Origin of the sequence: Acinetobacter sp. WCHAc060033, from assembly GCF_004209125.1 — a bacterium.
Taxonomy (GTDB): domain Bacteria; phylum Pseudomonadota; class Gammaproteobacteria; order Pseudomonadales; family Moraxellaceae; genus Acinetobacter; species Acinetobacter wuhouensis.
In genome coordinates, this window is the sequence record NZ_SGSW01000012.1 from 76,877 (window position 1) to 93,874 (window position 16,998).

General features: G+C 38.1%; 15 protein-coding genes. 4 read left to right on the top strand and 11 right to left on the bottom strand.

Annotated features, from left to right (window positions below):
• Window positions 1–22: 22 nt before the first annotated feature.
• On the bottom strand, window positions 23–949 hold the full coding sequence (locus EXE10_RS07305; RefSeq protein WP_130112909.1) for a DMT family transporter: 927 nt from the start codon (window positions 947–949) through the stop codon (window positions 23–25).
• Window positions 950–1,878: 929 nt separating this feature from the next.
• Here EXE10_RS07305 and EXE10_RS07310 point away from each other — a divergent pair.
• From EXE10_RS07310 to EXE10_RS07325, 4 genes are all read left to right on the top strand, one after another.
• On the top strand, window positions 1,879–3,006 hold the full coding sequence (locus EXE10_RS07310; protein ID WP_130112910.1) for a Re/Si-specific NAD(P)(+) transhydrogenase subunit alpha: 1,128 nt from the start codon (window positions 1,879–1,881) through the stop codon (window positions 3,004–3,006).
• An 11-nt stretch (window positions 3,007–3,017) separates the two neighbouring features.
• Complete coding sequence (locus EXE10_RS07315) at window positions 3,018–3,338, top strand: proton-translocating transhydrogenase family protein (protein WP_068973100.1); 321 nt, start codon at window positions 3,018–3,020, stop codon at window positions 3,336–3,338.
• Between the two features lie 3 nt (window positions 3,339–3,341).
• Window positions 3,342–4,796 carry an NAD(P)(+) transhydrogenase (Re/Si-specific) subunit beta gene (locus tag EXE10_RS07320; protein ID WP_130112911.1) on the top strand — a complete coding sequence of 485 codons (1,455 nt, stop codon included), beginning with the start codon at window positions 3,342–3,344 and terminating at the stop codon, window positions 4,794–4,796.
• A 133-nt stretch (window positions 4,797–4,929) separates the two neighbouring features.
• Complete coding sequence (locus EXE10_RS07325) at window positions 4,930–5,631, top strand: XAC2610-related protein (protein ID WP_130112912.1); 702 nt, start codon at window positions 4,930–4,932, stop codon at window positions 5,629–5,631.
• Between the two features lie 110 nt (window positions 5,632–5,741).
• Here EXE10_RS07325 and secF read toward each other — a convergent pair whose 3' ends face one another.
• The 10 genes from secF to queA all read right to left on the bottom strand — a co-directional run bounded on the left by secF (window position 5,742) and on the right by queA (window position 16,843).
• On the bottom strand, window positions 5,742–6,728 hold the full coding sequence (gene secF, locus EXE10_RS07330) for a protein translocase subunit SecF (RefSeq protein WP_087552419.1): 987 nt from the start codon (window positions 6,726–6,728) through the stop codon (window positions 5,742–5,744).
• An 8-nt stretch (window positions 6,729–6,736) separates the two neighbouring features.
• A complete protein-coding gene (gene secD / locus EXE10_RS07335; protein ID WP_068973104.1) occupies window positions 6,737–8,638 on the bottom strand; it encodes a protein translocase subunit SecD in 1,902 nt (633 codons plus the stop codon).
• A gap of 54 nt (window positions 8,639–8,692) precedes the next feature.
• Window positions 8,693–9,022, bottom strand: coding sequence for a preprotein translocase subunit YajC (yajC, locus tag EXE10_RS07340; protein ID WP_068973105.1), 330 nt, complete (start codon window positions 9,020–9,022; stop codon window positions 8,693–8,695).
• Window positions 9,023–9,156: 134 nt separating this feature from the next.
• Window positions 9,157–10,287, bottom strand: a complete 1,131-nt coding sequence (gene tgt / locus EXE10_RS07345) for a tRNA guanosine(34) transglycosylase Tgt (RefSeq protein ID WP_130112913.1) — start codon at window positions 10,285–10,287, stop codon at window positions 9,157–9,159.
• A gap of 342 nt (window positions 10,288–10,629) precedes the next feature.
• A complete protein-coding gene (locus EXE10_RS07350) occupies window positions 10,630–11,454 on the bottom strand; it encodes a hypothetical protein (RefSeq protein WP_130112914.1) in 825 nt (274 codons plus the stop codon).
• A gap of 360 nt (window positions 11,455–11,814) precedes the next feature.
• Window positions 11,815–12,381: a LemA family protein gene (locus tag EXE10_RS07355; RefSeq protein ID WP_130112915.1), complete on the bottom strand. Its 567-nt coding sequence runs from the start codon at window positions 12,379–12,381 to the stop codon at window positions 11,815–11,817.
• A gap of 50 nt (window positions 12,382–12,431) precedes the next feature.
• A complete protein-coding gene (locus EXE10_RS07360; RefSeq protein ID WP_130112916.1) occupies window positions 12,432–13,457 on the bottom strand; it encodes a hypothetical protein in 1,026 nt (341 codons plus the stop codon).
• 130 nt (window positions 13,458–13,587) lie between these two features.
• Entirely contained in the window at window positions 13,588–14,586 is a 999-nt protein-coding gene (locus tag EXE10_RS07365) for a hypothetical protein (RefSeq protein ID WP_130112917.1), read from the bottom strand.
• A gap of 90 nt (window positions 14,587–14,676) precedes the next feature.
• Window positions 14,677–15,672 carry a hypothetical protein gene (locus EXE10_RS07370; RefSeq protein WP_130112918.1) on the bottom strand — a complete coding sequence of 332 codons (996 nt, stop codon included), beginning with the start codon at window positions 15,670–15,672 and terminating at the stop codon, window positions 14,677–14,679.
• A 136-nt stretch (window positions 15,673–15,808) separates the two neighbouring features.
• Window positions 15,809–16,843 carry a tRNA preQ1(34) S-adenosylmethionine ribosyltransferase-isomerase QueA gene (queA, locus tag EXE10_RS07375; RefSeq protein WP_130112932.1) on the bottom strand — a complete coding sequence of 345 codons (1,035 nt, stop codon included), beginning with the start codon at window positions 16,841–16,843 and terminating at the stop codon, window positions 15,809–15,811.
• Window positions 16,844–16,998 lie beyond the last annotated feature (155 nt).

The window sequence follows — 16,998 nt, forward strand, 5'->3', positions numbered from 1 at the left end:
AGCGCAAGAGTTGTATATAAAATTAATGCGCAAGTTTCTTTTTGGCTAATGTAATCATCATGACACCCATGATATTCAATAAGCAACCAAACCATTGTATCGCATTCATATGCTCGCCGAGTAACGCGACGGCTAAAATAATGGTGAGAATTGGACCAATAGAACCAATCATGGCAGATTGCGCAGCACCTAAACGTGAAATACTTTGTGCAACCAAAATGGTTGGCAGTACAGTGACTAATAGACCTAGAGCGATGCCATACCAGATGACTTCTAAAGGAAGTTGGCTGAGTAGCTGAATAGGTTGTGGTGTGGCAATCACAAAATGCGTCAATGTACCCAAACAGGCAATACTTAGTGCTAAACCCGTATAATTCCAAGAACCGAATTTTTGAATTAGCCGAGGTGTCATGAGCAGATAACAAGCAAAACTCACTGCACTTGCAAAGACCAGACTGACTCCAAGCCAAAAATTACCCTCATGTGGCACTGTGCTTTGCTCTTGCAGCATCACGATTACTGTACCGCCATAACTCAGCGCAATCGCAAGTATGGTTTTAAAATTCAGCTTTTGCTTATAAATAAAGCTCGTTGCGATCACGGTGAGTGTTGGATAAAGAAATAAGATAATTCGTTCCAGTGATGCACTGATATACATCAAACCTGCAAAATCTAACCAACTTGAAAAATAATAACCAATTAGCCCAGCAGCGATGAGCAGAAGCCAATCTTTATTTGAAATATCCTTATTGTGGTGGCGATTGAACCAGCAGAGCAATAGAAAGAATGGCAATGCACTTGCCATACGGAGCGCCATCAGCACCGTGCCATCGACCAAAGGCGAAAGGGCATAGGCTTGTTTAATAAAAATAGCCTTAGTGCTAAATAAGAACGCGGCACTGAGTGCAAACAGTGATCCGAGTTGGGTACTCGATAAGGAGAGTTTCATAAAATTGACTGCATTGATCATGCCGAGATTAGGCATGTATGTTGGTATAAACAGTATAGATGCAGCTTTGGTAAAGTTAAAATGCAAAAAAGCTATGAAATCGTGCAATAAAAGTGATCATTCAATACATTAATTGGTTGAATTTTAACTTATTGGCAAATGAATAAAGATGGTTGAAAATAAAACTGTCTATAAATCAGGCAGAAACTGCCTCGTTAAGAGGATGGAAGTATCCATGAATTTACTATATGCACACTATTGGTGCATTATTAGGCAGCATAGAGAAATTTACTAGACTATTATTAATTGACAAAATGGCGAATGGAATAATTTTAAAATAATTTGTAAGCACTTTAGACATAAGTCTGGGTAAATTTAAAAAAATGTTACAAGTACTTTTTTTTATTAATGAAATTAAAAAAAGGAATAAAAAACGACTTACATTTATGACAGGAAAAATGGTCTAAATAGCCAATTCAAGCTTAAAAAAAACTGTTATAAATTGTCAGAAATGTCAATTTCGTAATAAAACTTGATGCTAAATCTATTGTTTTATGTGGGATTTAAACAGCGATGGCATTATCTATGAAATGCATCATCCTGCCATAAATGCCAATTAGAATAGTGGAAATAAGTAATAACACTCGGAACATTGGGTGAAAAAATCAACAACTTACAAGATTGGGAAATAAATTAACCGAGTGAAGGTGAAAATTGCACTGAATAAAAATACGAAAAATCGAATGTTGGGTATATCGTACAATTATATTTATGAATCATCAGTTCAAAATATGGTCATTTATTAAATAAATATTGGGTAGTATTTTATAAAAGTTCAATTAGAATCCAAAAATTCATAACAACGCATCTGGGGAAGCATCGTCGATCCACGATGTTGACTTTAAGAAAAATTAGCTTGAGGAACGCTCATGCAGATTGGAATTCCAAAGGAAACTGTCGGCGGTGAAAACCGCGTAGCTGCAACGCCAGAGACAGTTAAAAAGTTGATTAGCGCTGGTCACAGTATCGTCATCGAACGTGGCGCTGGTAAAAAAGCGGCTTATATTGACAGTGCTTACGAACAAGTAGGTGCAAAAATTACGGATGATGCCTATACGGGTAGTCAAATTATTTTGAAAGTTCGTGCCCCTGAGGGTGACGAGATTCAAAAGCTGACAGCAGGTACAACTGTTGTGGCAATGTTTGACCCATACCGCAATCCAAATCTTGACCAATTTGCATCACAACAAGTGTCTGCATTTGCGTTAGAGCTTTTGCCACGTACACTTTCTCGTGCGCAAAATATGGACGTATTGTCTTCTCAAGCGAACCTTGCAGGTTATAAATCTGTACTTCTCGCTGCAGCAGAATACCAACGTATGTTCCCAATGCTAATGACGGCTGCAGGTACAGTGAAGCCAGCACGTATTGTGATCATGGGTGTGGGGGTAGCAGGTCTTCAAGCGATTGCGACTGCAAAACGTCTAGGTGCTGTTGTTGAAGCAACGGATTTACGTCCAACTGCACGTGACCAAGTAGAATCACTTGGCGGTAAGTGGTTAGACGTCCCAATGTCTGATGAAGAAAAACAAAAAGCAGCGGATGCCGCAAAAAATGGTTATGGCTGGATGCCGGGTGAAGAATATATCCGTGATCAAGCGATTATCGTAGATAAAGCTGTTTCAAATGCTGACATCGTGATTACGACAGCACTGTTACCAGGTCGTGACGCACCTCGCTTAATCAAAGCTGAAACTGTTGCCAAAATGAAACCAGGTTCAATCATCCTCGATATGGCGGTTGAAACAGGTGGTAATGTTGAAGGTTCTAAGAATGGTGAAAACGTTGTCACTGATAATGGTGTAACGATTCTTGGTATTCCAAATATTCCTTCTACAGTATCGACTGAAGCATCGGCACTGTATGCACGTAACGTTTTCAATTTCGTAGAAACATTGTTTGATAAAGAGAAAAACTTTGCCATCAACCAAGAAGACGAAATTCAAAAAGCACTTCTAGTAACTCATGGCGGCCAGATGCTGCTGAAACGTGGTTAAGGAGATTAATCATGGTTGAAACTATTACTATTTTCGTCTTAGCCATCTTTGTTGGTTACTACGTGGTTTGGGGTGTAACACCTGCATTACATACGCCATTAATGGCAGTAACAAATGCATTGTCATCGATCATTATTGTCGGTGCGATGATTCAAACTGTCGGTATTCCTGGTGTTGTGGATGCCAATGTACAGTTCCAAGATATCAATGTTGTAAGTGTACTTGGTGCAGTTGCAGTATTCTTGGCAAGTATCAATATTTTTGGTGGTTTCGCAGTAACAGCGCGTATGCTTGAAATGTTTAAGCCAAAGCAAAAGAAAAAAGAGGGCTAATCCATGGAATTCATTAAAGAATATGCGGATTGGTTCTACCTAGTAGGCGCAGTCCTTTTTATCTTAACATTGCGTGGTCTTTCTGGTCCAAAAACTGCAATTCAAGGTAACCGCTACGGTATGATCGCAATGGCGATCGCTGTGATCACGACATTTTTCGTTGCAGATCATCCTGTGATTTGGATGATTGGCGGGGCAATGGTGCTTGGTGCAGTTGTTGGTATTGCACGTGCGCGAACTGTTCCAATGACTCAAATGCCTGAAACTGTTGCATTAATGCACTCATTGGTGGGTTTGGCTGCGGTTTTGATTGCGATTGCTGCGATTCTGCATAACAACCAATTAACAGCTCTATTTGCTGACAATGAATCAGCTTTGACAGCTGCTGGTGTTCAGCATGCACACATGAGCAAAGTTCACTTATTTGAATTGTTCGTGGGTTGTTTTGTTGGTGCGATCACGTTTACAGCATCCGTATTTGCTTATGGTAAATTGGCTGCGAAAAAATGGGCTAAAACGATTTCTGGTGCATGGGTTAAACCTGTACAAGCGATCATCTTCATTGCAATGTTGGCTTGTGGTATTACATTCTTCACTACAGGCAATATGCAAGCTTTCTGGGCGATGACTGTACTTGCACTTGCTTTCGGTTGGGTATGGATTGCACCAGTGGGTGGTGGTGATATGCCAGTTGTGGTATCGCTCCTGAACTCATTCTCAGGTTGGGCTGCTGCGGGTATTGGTTTTACACTTGAAAACAACATGTTGATCGTTGCAGGTTCGCTTGTAGGTTCATCTGGTGCGATCTTGTCTTACATCATGTGTAAAGCAATGAACCGTTCAATCATCAATGTATTGTTTGGTGGTGCAATGGGTGGTGCGGCAGTTGCTACTGCAGACAAAGGTGAACAAGTTCAACGTAACTACCGTTCAGGTTCTGCGGATGATGCTGGCTTCTTGATGTCAAATGCGGACAGCGTTGTGATCGTACCTGGTTATGGTATGGCGCAAGGTCGTGCTCAAAACGCAGTAAAAGAATTGTGTGAAATCTTAAAAGAACAAGGTGTAACCGTTCGTTTTGCGATTCACCCAGTTGCAGGTCGTATGCCTGGTCACATGAACGTACTTCTTGCTGAAGCAGATGTAGCTTATGAAGATATCTTGGAAATGGATGAGATTAACTCTGATTTCCCTGCAACAGATGTGGTACTGGTGATTGGTGCGAATGACGTTGTTAACCCAGCTGCTAAAGATGATCCTAGCTCACCGATTTATGGTATGCCGATTCTTGAAGCACACAAAGCACGTACGATTATGGTGATCAAGCGTTCGATGGCAACAGGTTATGCAGGCCTAGACAACGACTTGTTCTACAATGAAAAAACAATGATGATTTTCGGTGATGCGAAGAAAGTTGTTGAAGATATGACTAAAGCAATTAATGGTGGCGGACACTAATCTTATTAGATTAATCCATCATCAGCCCTCTGATTAAAAGAGGGAATTAAACCACCTTCGGGTGGTTTTTTATTTTCTGTTTGAGGGAAATACTTTCTGCTAAGATGATTTTCACGATCACTCAAGAATAAAAATGATGAAAAAACCTATTCCTACATTGCATTGTTTTTCTATGCTCATACTGATGTTTTTTGCTGAGTCACTCCATGCTCAACTGTATGAAATTAAGAATGGCTCAAAGTTGTATGATGTACAAATCGAAACACAATATGCACTAGATCAGATGAGTGGTAAGGCGATAATTCATCTTTCTAAAAAGAATTCCAAGCAAGTTTTTCAGACATTCCATTCAGATGAGTTGACACTATCTTTTGACCAAAAGGCACAGCCTCAAGTTAACGTTGCTCAAATTTATGGTGAGCAAAGCGCAATTTTATTTGGTGATTTTAATTTTGACAGTACGCAAGATATTGCAATCAGTAATGGCAATTATGGTTCGTATGGTGGTCCTGTTTATGATATTTATGTTTTTAATCAGACCAAGGGTAAATTTATTTTAAGTAAAGAGCTTTCTGCTTTAACACAAGAAAATTTAGGGATGTTTGAGCTTGATCAAAAACGAAAGCGGTTGATGACCTTTAATAAAAGTGGCTGTTGTTATCACATCCGTTCGGAATATGAAGTTGTTCCAAATAAAGGGTTATTGCTTGTTCGTGAATTTATTGAAGCAGTGGTCACTGCGGGAGACAAAGTTGAAGTCACAGATCGGAACTTGGTGAAAGGGAAGTGGAGAGAGAAAACAAAATATTACCCTACAGAGCAGTATTATAAGTAATTTTAAGCATTCAAAATAAATGTATCGTGTGAATGGATATGATGATTTGGCTATAAAAAGGCTATAAAAAAAGCCCATCCAAAGATGAGCTATTTTATTAACACTGAATGTTAGTGAGGAATGTGTTCTTCATCTTCAAACTCAGGTTTTACTTGGACAATAAAGTCTTGACGGTTTAGACCACGCCATAGTGCAAATGCAGTACCGATATAGATCGAAGAGTATGTACCCACGAATACACCAATAAACATTGCCACCGAGAACCAGTGCAGACCATCACCACCGAGGAACATCATTGCAAGTACAACGAGTAATAATGTCATAGAGGTGTGAATCGTACGCTTTAATGTTTCAGTCAATGCAATATTAACGATCTCTAATGGTGATGCACCACGAATCTTACGGAAGTTTTCACGGATACGGTCTGATACAACGATGTTATCGTTGAGTGAGAAGCCGATTAACGCTAAAACAGCAGCTAAAACAGTAAGGTCAAATGGCCACTGCATCATTGCAAAAATACCAATGGTCACGATAACGTCATGCAGCAATGAAAGTACAGCACCAACTGCCAGCTTAAACTCAAAGCGGATGGTCACGTAGATCAGCATGAGCAACATCGCAAGCGCTACAGCACCCGCAGAACGTAAATACAGTTCATTACCCACTTGACCACCGACAGAGTCTACTTTGTGGACGACAGCAGGGTTGTTGGGTAATTGAACCGCTTTGGTCAGTGAGTTGCTTAGGTCTTCAACTTTTAGATCTTGCGCAGGCATACGTACGATCAAATCTTTGTTTGAACCCAAAGTTTGCACCACAGCGTCTTTGAAACCTGCTTTGTCTAAAGTTTCAATCACATCATTTGGTTTCGCTGCATGTTGATAATTTAACTCAGCAGATACACCACCTGTAAAGTCTAAACCGAGATTCAAACCTTTGGTTGCAATAAAGAAGATACTTGCAATGGTCAAAAGAATAGAGATGATTGCCGCTGGTTTGGCAATCTTCATGAAATTAATTATACGCTCATCATCTGGGCGACCATATTTTTTTGCAGGCGTATCTACTTTTGGTTGAGTCACATCAGTCATCATAGATCTCCTTATATGCTCAACTTCTTCAAGTTACGCTTTTTGCCATAAATCAATTGGACAATCGCACGTGTTACTGTAATCGCAGTAAACATCGAACAGACAATACCAATCATGAGTGTTACAGCAAAGCCTTTGATCGGACCAGTACCGATTGCGAATAAGATAAACGCAACCAAGAATGTGGTTAAGTTAGAGTCGAGAATGGTGTTATATGCTCGATCATAACCAGCAATAATGGCTTGTTTGGGTGATGCCCCCCAACGCATTTCTTCCCGTATTCGCTCACAGATCAAGACGTTGGCATCGACAGCCATACCAATGGTAATCACGATACCTGCAATACCTGGAAGGGTAAGCGAAGCACCGATCCAAGACATGATGGTGAGGAGCATTGCCAAGTTAATCACCAAGGCAACATCGGCGATTAAACCAAATAGACGGAAGAAAACGATCATCCAAATGGCAACAAGCAGGAAGCCAACTTGGGTAGAAAGAACACCTTTATCAATATTCTCTTGACCTAAGCTAGGGCCAACCACACGTTCTTCAACGAAGTACATCGGCGCAGCCAAAGCACCAGCACGAAGCATTAGCGCAAGTTCAGCCGCTTCCTGTGGAGAATCTAAGCCAGTGATACGGAATTGTGAACCAAGTACAGCTTGAATATTTGCCGCATTGATCACCACAGATTCAGTATAAGGTGTACGCACTTCTGTCATCGCACCTGTTACAGGGTCTGGAACAGAGCTAATTTTTTGTTTATTTTCAATAAACAAAACAGCCATACGCTTGCCCACAGCAGTACGTGTCGCATCAGACATCAACTTACCGCCAGCGGTATCCAAAGTAATATTTACTTCAGCACCACCAGTGTCTTGGCTAAAGCCACTTGATGCATTTTGAACGCGTTCACCTGTAAGAATACGGTTACGATTCAAAAGGAGTTCACGACCACTATCGAGTGATTCGTAAGCAAAAACTTCTGTTCCTGGTGGTAATGGTTGACCATTATATTTTCCAGAAAAACGGTCAATATATTGATCATTCAAATCAGAAACTAAGCGGAATTCTAAGTTTGCAGTACGACCTAAAACACGTTTTGCTTCGGCAGTATCTTGTACACCTGGAAGTTCAACGACAATACGGTTGCTACCTTGGCTCTGTACCAGTGCTTCAGCAACACCTAACTCGTTAATACGGTTACGTAAAGTTGTTAAGTTTTGGTCAAGTGCGTAGGATTGAATTTCTTGCTTTGTTGCATCGTTATAAGTCAACTTCAGTGTTGAACCTGTATCAGTTGCTAAAGCTTGTTGCGTAAACTTATTGCCATCACGACGTAAAAAATCCATGACGGTCGCACGGTCATCGTTATTGGCAAACTGGATGGTAATCGTATTGTTATTTAATGACAGACTGTTAAATTTAAGCTTATTGTCACGAAACTCTCGACGTAAATCGGTTGCAGAGGTTTCCATACGTTGTGCAATGGCTTTGTCCATATCTACTTCAAGTAGGAAATGAACACCACCACGTAAGTCCAAACCAAGTTTCATTGGTTTAGCACCAATTTTTTGCAACCATTCAGGTGTCGTAGGTGCAAGGTTTAATGCAACGGTATAGTTTTCACCTAAGCCTTTGCTTAAAGCCTCTTTTGCTTTTAACTGAGCTTCAGACGTACTGAGACGGAGAAGGGCAGCATTATTCGTGAAGGTATTATCATGACTGCTAATATTGTCACTTTTTAAAATTTGCTCTGCTTTTTGTATCACCGACTGATCAATTACAGTACCAGCCTTGGCACCAGAAATTTGAACAGCAGGTTCATCAGGATACAAACTCGGCAGCGCGTATAATGTACTGATGACTAGTACAACTAGAATCAGTATATATTTCCATGCAGGGTAACGCATTCGCTTTCTTCTTAAAATGAAAAAGTCGTGCTAATTTGCACGACCGTTTTATGATTAAAGGTTATTTAATGTGCCTTCAGGCAGAACTGAAATGACACTCGCACGTTGAATTTTTACTTCATTTCCTTTATTCAATTCAACTACTGCAAAGTCACCTTCGATTTTTAGGATACGACCCATTAAACCACCTGCAAATACGATTTCGCTACCCACACCTAAGCTTTCAATTAAAGTGCGGTGTTCTTTTGCACGTTTTGCTTGAGGGCGCCAGATGAGGAAATAGAAGATTGCGATAAATACAGCAATCATCAATAAGTTTGCCATCATGCCTGGACCTTGTGCAGGTGCTGCAGCAGCGTGAGCAGAAGAAATAAATAAGCTCATTTCAGTTTCCTAAAAGTTAAAAAATTCTACCATTTGCATGGTTTTTAAATTGAGTTGTTCTGCAATTTACCTTGTCTTGGGTTTCAGCGCAAATACTGTTGAATTAATCTTCAATTCAACTTTATATTGGGGCATTAATCCTCAGGACAAGGTGGAACGTCTAAACCGCGACGTTGATAAAAATCTGTCACGTATTCATCAAATGTTCCATTGTCTAAAGCATCACGAATATCTTGGGTAAAACGTTGGTAATAGCGTAAGTTATGGATTGTTCCCAACATTGAGCCGAGCATTTCGCCACATTTCTCTAAGTGGAATAAATATGCACGCGTAAAGTTGGTACAGGTATAACAATCACAGTGTGGGTCAAGTGGATTTTGATCATGACGATATTGGCTGTTACGAATACGCACTAAGCCATCTGTAACAAAATAATGACCATTACGAGCATTACGTGTTGGCATTACGCAGTCGAACATATCCACACCACGACGAATCGCTTCCACGATGTCCTCTGGTTTACCTACACCCATCAAGTAACGAGGTTTATCTGCTGGCATTTTCGCAGGAAGATAATCGAGTACTTTGATCATTTCCTCTTTAGGTTCACCAACGGATAAACCACCAATCGCAAAACCATCAAAATCTATTTCTTTTAAACCATTCAAAGATTCTTCACGGAGGTCTTCGTACATCCCACCTTGAATAATCCCAAATAAAGCATTCCTATTTTTTAACACATCATGGTGTTGGGTCTTACAACGTTTCGCCCAACGTAATGAAAGTTGAAGAGATTTTTGTGCTTCTTCATGCGTCGCTGGATAAGGTGTGCATTCATCAAAAATCATCACAATATCTGAGTTCAATGTATGTTGAATATCCATTGAAATTTCAGGTGATAAGAATACTTTTGAACCATCAATTGGAGAGCGGAAAGTTACACCTTCTTCTTTGATTTTACGCATTGCACCCAAGCTAAATACTTGGAAACCGCCTGAATCAGTTAGAATCGGTTTGCCCCATTTCATAAACTCATGCAAACCGCCGTGTTCGCGGATCACATCTAAGCCTGGACGCAAGTAAAGATGGAACGTATTCCCTAAAATAATCTGTGCTTTGATATCTTCAATATCACGTGGAAGCATACCTTTGACAGTACCGTAAGTCCCAACAGGCATGAACACAGGTGTTTCAATAACACCATGTTCTAAAGTTAAACGACCACGACGGGCACGCCCCGACTGACCTAATTTTTCAAACTTCATAGATGACCTAAAATCTGGCGAAAAGACAGTTCGCTGATTGATTGCTGCAAAAGGAGACTATTTTCCCTGATTTTAGGGTTGAATACCAGTTTTCTTCTTGATCATTTGTATTAAGTCAGTGATGGCAATGGTTTGAAATTTAACCAAAGCTGATTTTCTCAATGTAGATGAATGAGAGGTGCATGTCATTCAGAATGTGAATGGCGGTTTAAGGTCATTTTTTATGAAGTAACATTTAACCCATAAAAATTGCCATACTTTATAAATCGACTGAGTACTTCATCTTCTTTTGAAATTCGCTACTATTTTATTTTGAGCTGTGTTCACATTTTTATTGTGTACTTATACGGTATAAAAATAATTAATCCTATCGAGTATTTCAGCTTTGTCTAGTGCAAGGGTTGGATCATTCATCGCTGCAATATTTTTAACCAGATCTTGAATATGGGTATGAAGATCTGAAAATTTAGGTTCAAGTGTTAAAAGATAGGCTTGATGTGCAACGCTTAGAGAATCATAAGGTTCAAAGAGATTTACAAGCTGTGCAAGGTTAATGAGCTCATCTTTGTCGATTTGTCTGAGCTTTATTGATTTGATGGGAGGGTTTTCTTTTGAAATACGTATATGTGCCATAAATTCAAAAAGTAACGAACTGGACGGATTGAGCTGTTGGGCTGTGTCTAAGATGATATTTTTTTGAATAGGTGAATGAATAAGGAATAGTATACGACTTAGATCTAAATTATAAATTTTAGTGATAAATGAGATCGCCTGTTGATAGATTGAGATGAGTGAATCTAATTGTGTAAGATGAACTTGATCTGGAAAAACATGTTCAAATAAGTGCGTGATGAGCTGATCAGGGTGTATTTCTACTGCATGTGCAGATGTTGAGCTAAATTGATGTGGTGAATTATTTTTTTGACGATACTTCCACTGATTAAATGACCATTTATCTTTCTCCAGTAGATATTGATATTTGTTTTCAGTTTCATCAAAAATACTGGTTTCAGTCGAGATAAGGAAAGATTGGATGATAAAGGATTCATCAACTTCAACGACAAAGGCATATATATTTTGCTTTTTATATCGATAATAGAAGGCTTGAAAGGCATCAATAATATTGGTCTTGATTTGTTGTTCTTGTTCAAGTAGTTGATTACTCATAATATCTCTTTTGTATTTTATTCGTTAATGTTTTATAACCAAAGCTTATATGAATTAGATAAGCTTTGTTGTTTATTACAATCATATTGATGCTGCAAATCTAAAAAATATCTTGGTTATATTATTTAGATTTACTAAACGATATTCTAATTCTTTTTATCATGGCATCAAGGTCTAAAGACATTGTATTGTTCACACGTAATTTAAAAATCAGTTTTAATTGAAATTTTTAATTATTTTATATCAGCTATACAATTGATTGCATTTTTATTTCAAGAAAAAGATAAAAAAGCCTTCTTTATATTTAAGTGAGAAGGCTGTGTATCTTGTATTGATTTTTATTGTGATCAATTCTGAAAATTAAAAATTCGGTTTGTAATCGAAGTTTTGCGTTACAACATTGTCCGAAAATGGGCGGATTGGTTGTTTTGCTAAAGTCATGGTGTTGATCATATTATTCGGGAAAATTTGGATAATATTATTAAACTCTTCCACATTGCGGTTAAAGATCGTGATCGCAGCACCGACATTTTCATTTTGTTCTTGGATGTCATCCATCATCTTGGCATAAAGTGTATCCGCTTTCAGTTCAGGATAGTTTTCCACCACTATATTTAAACTTTTCATCAAATCTTGGTTGAGCTTTTCCACATGTTGCAACTGTGAAACATCCGTATTTTTCAGATTCAAGTTTAAAATTTGTTGACGCAGTTCAGTGACTTTTTCAAGCGTTGATTTTTCAAATTGGGTGTATTGCGCCAAAGTCTGTTCTAAAGTTTCTAGTGTTTTTACTTTCTGGCGTTCAAAATTGGCAACTTCTGCCCATGCGCGTTGGGTGGCATTGAAATAACGTACAATGTTATTTCTAACCATGATTGCCCAAATCGCAATAATGACAAAAATCCCAATAAATATGATTAGACCCATTCTGATTATTCCTTATGATTTATAAAACGGATAACGTCTGAAACTGAACTTTATGAGATTAAGTTTAACATGCACTGTTTGAATTTTTCATATTCAGGCATGGTTAAAGTACGTAAATGTCCTCGAAGTGCGGAAATATCTTGAATTTTCTGCTTTCTTCGCATGATCCTAAACAAGTTTTGATCTCCGATATAGCACAGCATATTTTCTTCATAATGATAAACAATATCACCCGAATATTGTTGGAAAAAATCACTTAGTTTCAATGTGATGCTTGGGCTAATCGTACGTGCCAATTGGTGTTGATCATAGCCAAAAATATGTAGGTTTTGATTGACCATGATGTCCGCAGTTTTCCATGTCTGTGTATAGGGTGAAATAAATTCATCATGCTTATTACTGGCAGCGAAACCGAGTGCAGGCATTTGAAAGATAAACGCGCCCCATTGATCTTTGTGTAATTCAGTGATTTTCTGCTTTTCACCTTGCGTATTTGGAAGTGAAAACTCATCGGCATAATGATAATGAAACAGCATGACATGATGTTCTTGCTCACCATCAAACCAAGTTGTTGAGGCGAATCGTTCGATTTCGTTAGAGACATTGCCTTGCGAAAATAACGGAAAATTTTGTTTCAAACGACTCATTACGAGCATTGAATTGCTTGTTGCTGAAATATGATTTGGCGTTTTATTAAAATGTAGGTCATAACGTAACAGCATGATGCGTTGTTCTAGAAAATCAATCACTTCATCGATCGGATCGCTTTCCTCATAAATTAAATAAGCAACAAAGCAACACAGACATCCAGCCAAAAAGGTCAATGGATAGGGGAAGTAATGATGGATCACCCAACCAAAAATGATAATGCCGATCCCGCTGATAAAAAGAAAACGAGGAATGACATTGTAAAAAAATAGATCTTTACTTTCGCCCCACGGATGTAAGCCATCTAAAATATCTTGTGCAGACTGAGCTTGTTGTCCGATTTCCCACAGTCGCGCGATATTACGCATCACGTGTTGATTTTTTTTTGTTCGGATATGAAGCAATCGTTCAACTGTTTCTATGGGCATATCAGCAGGTCATTATTCAAAATTGAAGCAAGTTTAAAAGGTATTTTCCTCAATGAATTATGCGTTAATTTTTTGTTCGGAACAAAGTAAATTATTCATCATAAAGATTTTATCTGAGTCTAGCTTTGATTCATTGAGATTGAATTTCTTTTAAAATGATGAACATGGATTGTCGCAGTTGCTCGTACTCAGGCATTGTTGTTGTTTCGAGTTGAGTGACGAGGTCATGTACTGTATCAATTCGATCAAATTCCATTTCTGCTTTTGTAACATCCTTATTGAATAGCCAACATAGCGATGGGCGATCTGCTTGAATATAAAAATCACCCTTAAAATATTCCATAGCTTGATCAAGCATGAGCACATGTGTCGGTGTGAAAAATTTTGCCAATTGCATTTCATTCGTACCGCTGAGTTGGTAGCGTTCATCAAAGCGAATATCACCACTTGACCATTTCGTACCGAGTCGGCAGGCTCTTTTTTGTTTGGATGAGATGCTGATGCCTTGCGCAGGAAAGTTTTCGAGGATAATGCCCCATAAGTCATAGTGACGATATTCTGTTTTGCTATCCCCATCAGAATCTTTGGTTTCAACTTCATCGACATAGTGATAGTTAAACAACATATAGGGGTATTCAATATCATTTACTCGCCAAAGACCATAAATACAGTTGCGAATATCATTTTCATGGTCACCTAAATCAAATAGGGGAAAGTTATAAGGAGACTCAATGATTTGGTTTTCATCATTGTAATTAAAGTTAAGTTGATATTTTTCTTCGAGATTGCGCTGTTGTATATAGCCAATCATTTGATCTAAAGCTTTGGTTGAGGTTCTTTTGTAGAAGGCAAATGCAATGCTTAAAATAGTCGCGAGAAGAAAAATAGGATGAATGGCTATTGCCAGTAAAACACAGCAAATTCCGATGCTGATAAATAGCCAAAATGTATAGTTTTGAATGCTTAAGCTCGGGTCATTTTTCCAGTTTTTCAACTGTTCGAGTTGTTGTGTAAAGCTTTGATTGGAGTTGATGATATTGTTAATTAAATTGATATTGTTTTGGGTTTGACCATTATTGGCATGTTGTTGACCAAATGCATTTTGAATTTTTGTTATGAGATCATTCATCAGTATTCATTATTTTATCGAGATGCTATTTTGTGATTTTAACGACAAAATGTATTTAAAAGCAAAATATCGTTCTTATTCATTTCGCATTTACTGTAGTTCGGTGATTAACTTTTGTATGGTATTGCTGAGTTTTTCAAAGTTAGGCATCTGTATCAATTCTAATTGTTCTGCAAACTCAGTGACTGTTGATGGATAAAGTTGTTTGTTTTCACAATGGAAAATGTTTTCTTCAAATAACCAGCATAAAGTCGATGTTTGCGGGTCGATATAAAAATCACCTTGATACGCTTTTAAAGCAGTTTCTAGATGTAAAAGATTGGAGGGTTTAAAGAATTTAGCGAGCCAAATTTCAGAAAAACCGCTGAGTTGATAGTGCTGATCAAAATGAATATCGCCACTTGACCATTTGATTCCAAGACGACAATTTTTCTTTTGATTTGTTGAAATACTTACACCACGTGCAGGAAAGTTTTTGATCATAATTCCAAATAAATCAAAAGAATATGCTTTGCGTTCTAATGTACCTTTATCATTGAGTTTGGTCGTGGTTTTGAGGTAATGGTAATTAAAAATCATGAATGGAAATGTCTGATCTTCAATGCACCATTGTCCATACATTTTATTTCTAACTGTATTTTGTTGATCGCCAAGTTCAAAAAGCGGAAAAGATTCAATTGGAAATACAGGATTGATTTGGTCGACCTGATGTTTGCGCAGGTTGTATTTATTTTGAAGATAGAAATCTTGCATAGCATGGATAAGTTCACTATTCGGGTTAGAAAACTTAATATGTGGTACGCCTAATCCTAAAATAAGTAGAGTTAAAATGAAAAAAGTGAAATGGATTGTGAATACAGGGATTAAACTCAGTAAGGCTAAACAGAAATAAGAGAAAAAAATTAAATTTTGGTATTGTAGGTTTTGTTCGCCTTGCCAGTATTTTAACCGAAATAGTAACTGATGATGATCTTCAACTTGGGGTAACAATTTATTGAGTTCTTCAAGATTAAGATCAACCGCATGATTATGAGCAATTTGATTGTTATAGCTTTGTTTTAACCTGCTCAATATGTTGTTAGGCATACTTATTGTCTTTTAAATGAGTGAATTAAAGTTGTTGTTTTAGAGTGCGATAGTCAGGAGTTGATGAATACAAGTTAAATTATCAGCTGACGTTTTAAAGAAAGGGAATTTGCTAAGACAAATTCCCTTCATATTTTTAATTGGCTTTTTCAATCAGCATTGCATCGCCATAACTAAAGAAACGGTATTTGCTTTCTACAGCATGTTGATAAGCATTGAGAATATTGTCACGATTCGACAAGGCTGAAACGAGCATGAGTAGGGTAGATTCAGGTAAATGGAAGTTGGTGATCAAACGATCGACTACACAGAATTCATAACCTGGATAGATGAAAATTTGAGTATCGCCAGTCCAAGCGCCAATTTTTCCACCACAAGCTTGCGCTGCACTTTCAGTTGCACGTGTAGCAGTTGTACCAATTGCAATGACTTTATTGCCACGTGCTTTAGTTTCAGCAATCAATTGAGCAGCTTCTTCAGTGACTTCACACCATTCGCTGTGCATGATGTGATTTTCAATATTATCGGTACGAACAGGTAGGAATGTACCTGCACCAACATGTAAGGTCACAAAGGTTTTCTTCACACCTTTCTGTTCAAGTTTTTTTAGCAAGTCTTCATCAAAGTGTAGGCTTGCAGTTGGTGCGGCAACACTGGCTAATTTTGTTGGATCATTAAAAACAGTTTGATAACGTTCAGTATCAACTGCTTCAGCTTCACGATTGAAATATGGTGGAATTGGAAGCTGACCATAAGCGTCTAGCACTTGTAAAATCGGTTGTGAAAACTCAACGATGTATAAGTTTTCATGGCGACCTGTCACAGTGACTTTGACTTCATCTGAACCAATAAAAAGTTCCGCACCTGCTTTCGGTGAGTTGCTGGCTTTGATATGACAATGTGCAATCGTTTGATCAAAAATACGCTCAACCAAAACTTCAACTGCGCCACCAGAAGCTCGTTTGCCTTTTAAACGTGCTTTCATGACTTTGGTGTCATTTAACACCATCAAATCACCTTCTTGGAATAGATCTAAAATATCAGTGAAATGAAGATCTTGATATGTACCATCTGCATTTAAATGGAGTAGGCGAGAAGCGCTACGCGTTTCAAGTGGATAGCGGGCAATAAGTTCGTCTGGGAGTTCAAAATTAAAATCGGTGAGTTGCATCATGGGGAATAAAAAACTGGTATGTGAGATTTAAAAATTGTAACTAGTATAGTCTTTTTTCAAAATAATCGCTGAAATTGGTGCTTTATAATCCAAAAAAACACGATATGTTTGTATTTTAAGCAAATGTGAAAACTTGTCGTTGACAAGAAAAT

Bases quoted from the DNA above. Each gene is read 5' to 3' on its own strand.
- EXE10_RS07350 (WP_130112914.1), bottom strand. From the start codon at position 11,454: ATGAGTAATCAACTACTTGAACAAGAACAACAAATCAAGACCAATATT.
- EXE10_RS07320 (WP_130112911.1), top strand. From the start codon at position 3,342: ATGGAATTCATTAAAGAATATGCGGATTGGTTCTACCTAGTAGGCGCA.
- EXE10_RS07305 (WP_130112909.1), bottom strand. From the start codon at position 949: ATGAAACTCTCCTTATCGAGTACCCAACTCGGATCACTGTTTGCACTC.
- EXE10_RS07315 (WP_068973100.1), top strand. From the start codon at position 3,018: ATGGTTGAAACTATTACTATTTTCGTCTTAGCCATCTTTGTTGGTTAC.
- EXE10_RS07310 (WP_130112910.1), top strand. From the start codon at position 1,879: ATGCAGATTGGAATTCCAAAGGAAACTGTCGGCGGTGAAAACCGCGTA.
- EXE10_RS07355 (WP_130112915.1), bottom strand. From the start codon at position 12,381: ATGGGTCTAATCATATTTATTGGGATTTTTGTCATTATTGCGATTTGG.
- EXE10_RS07360 (WP_130112916.1), bottom strand. From the start codon at position 13,457: ATGCCCATAGAAACAGTTGAACGATTGCTTCATATCCGAACAAAAAAA.
- secF (WP_087552419.1), bottom strand. From the start codon at position 6,728: ATGATGACTGATGTGACTCAACCAAAAGTAGATACGCCTGCAAAAAAA.
- EXE10_RS07370 (WP_130112918.1), bottom strand. From the start codon at position 15,672: ATGCCTAACAACATATTGAGCAGGTTAAAACAAAGCTATAACAATCAA.
- EXE10_RS07325 (WP_130112912.1), top strand. From the start codon at position 4,930: ATGATGAAAAAACCTATTCCTACATTGCATTGTTTTTCTATGCTCATA.
- tgt (WP_130112913.1), bottom strand. From the start codon at position 10,287: ATGAAGTTTGAAAAATTAGGTCAGTCGGGGCGTGCCCGTCGTGGTCGT.
- secD (WP_068973104.1), bottom strand. From the start codon at position 8,638: ATGCGTTACCCTGCATGGAAATATATACTGATTCTAGTTGTACTAGTC.
- yajC (WP_068973105.1), bottom strand. From the start codon at position 9,022: ATGAGCTTATTTATTTCTTCTGCTCACGCTGCTGCAGCACCTGCACAA.
- EXE10_RS07365 (WP_130112917.1), bottom strand. From the start codon at position 14,586: ATGAATGATCTCATAACAAAAATTCAAAATGCATTTGGTCAACAACAT.
- queA (WP_130112932.1), bottom strand. From the start codon at position 16,843: ATGCAACTCACCGATTTTAATTTTGAACTCCCAGACGAACTTATTGCC.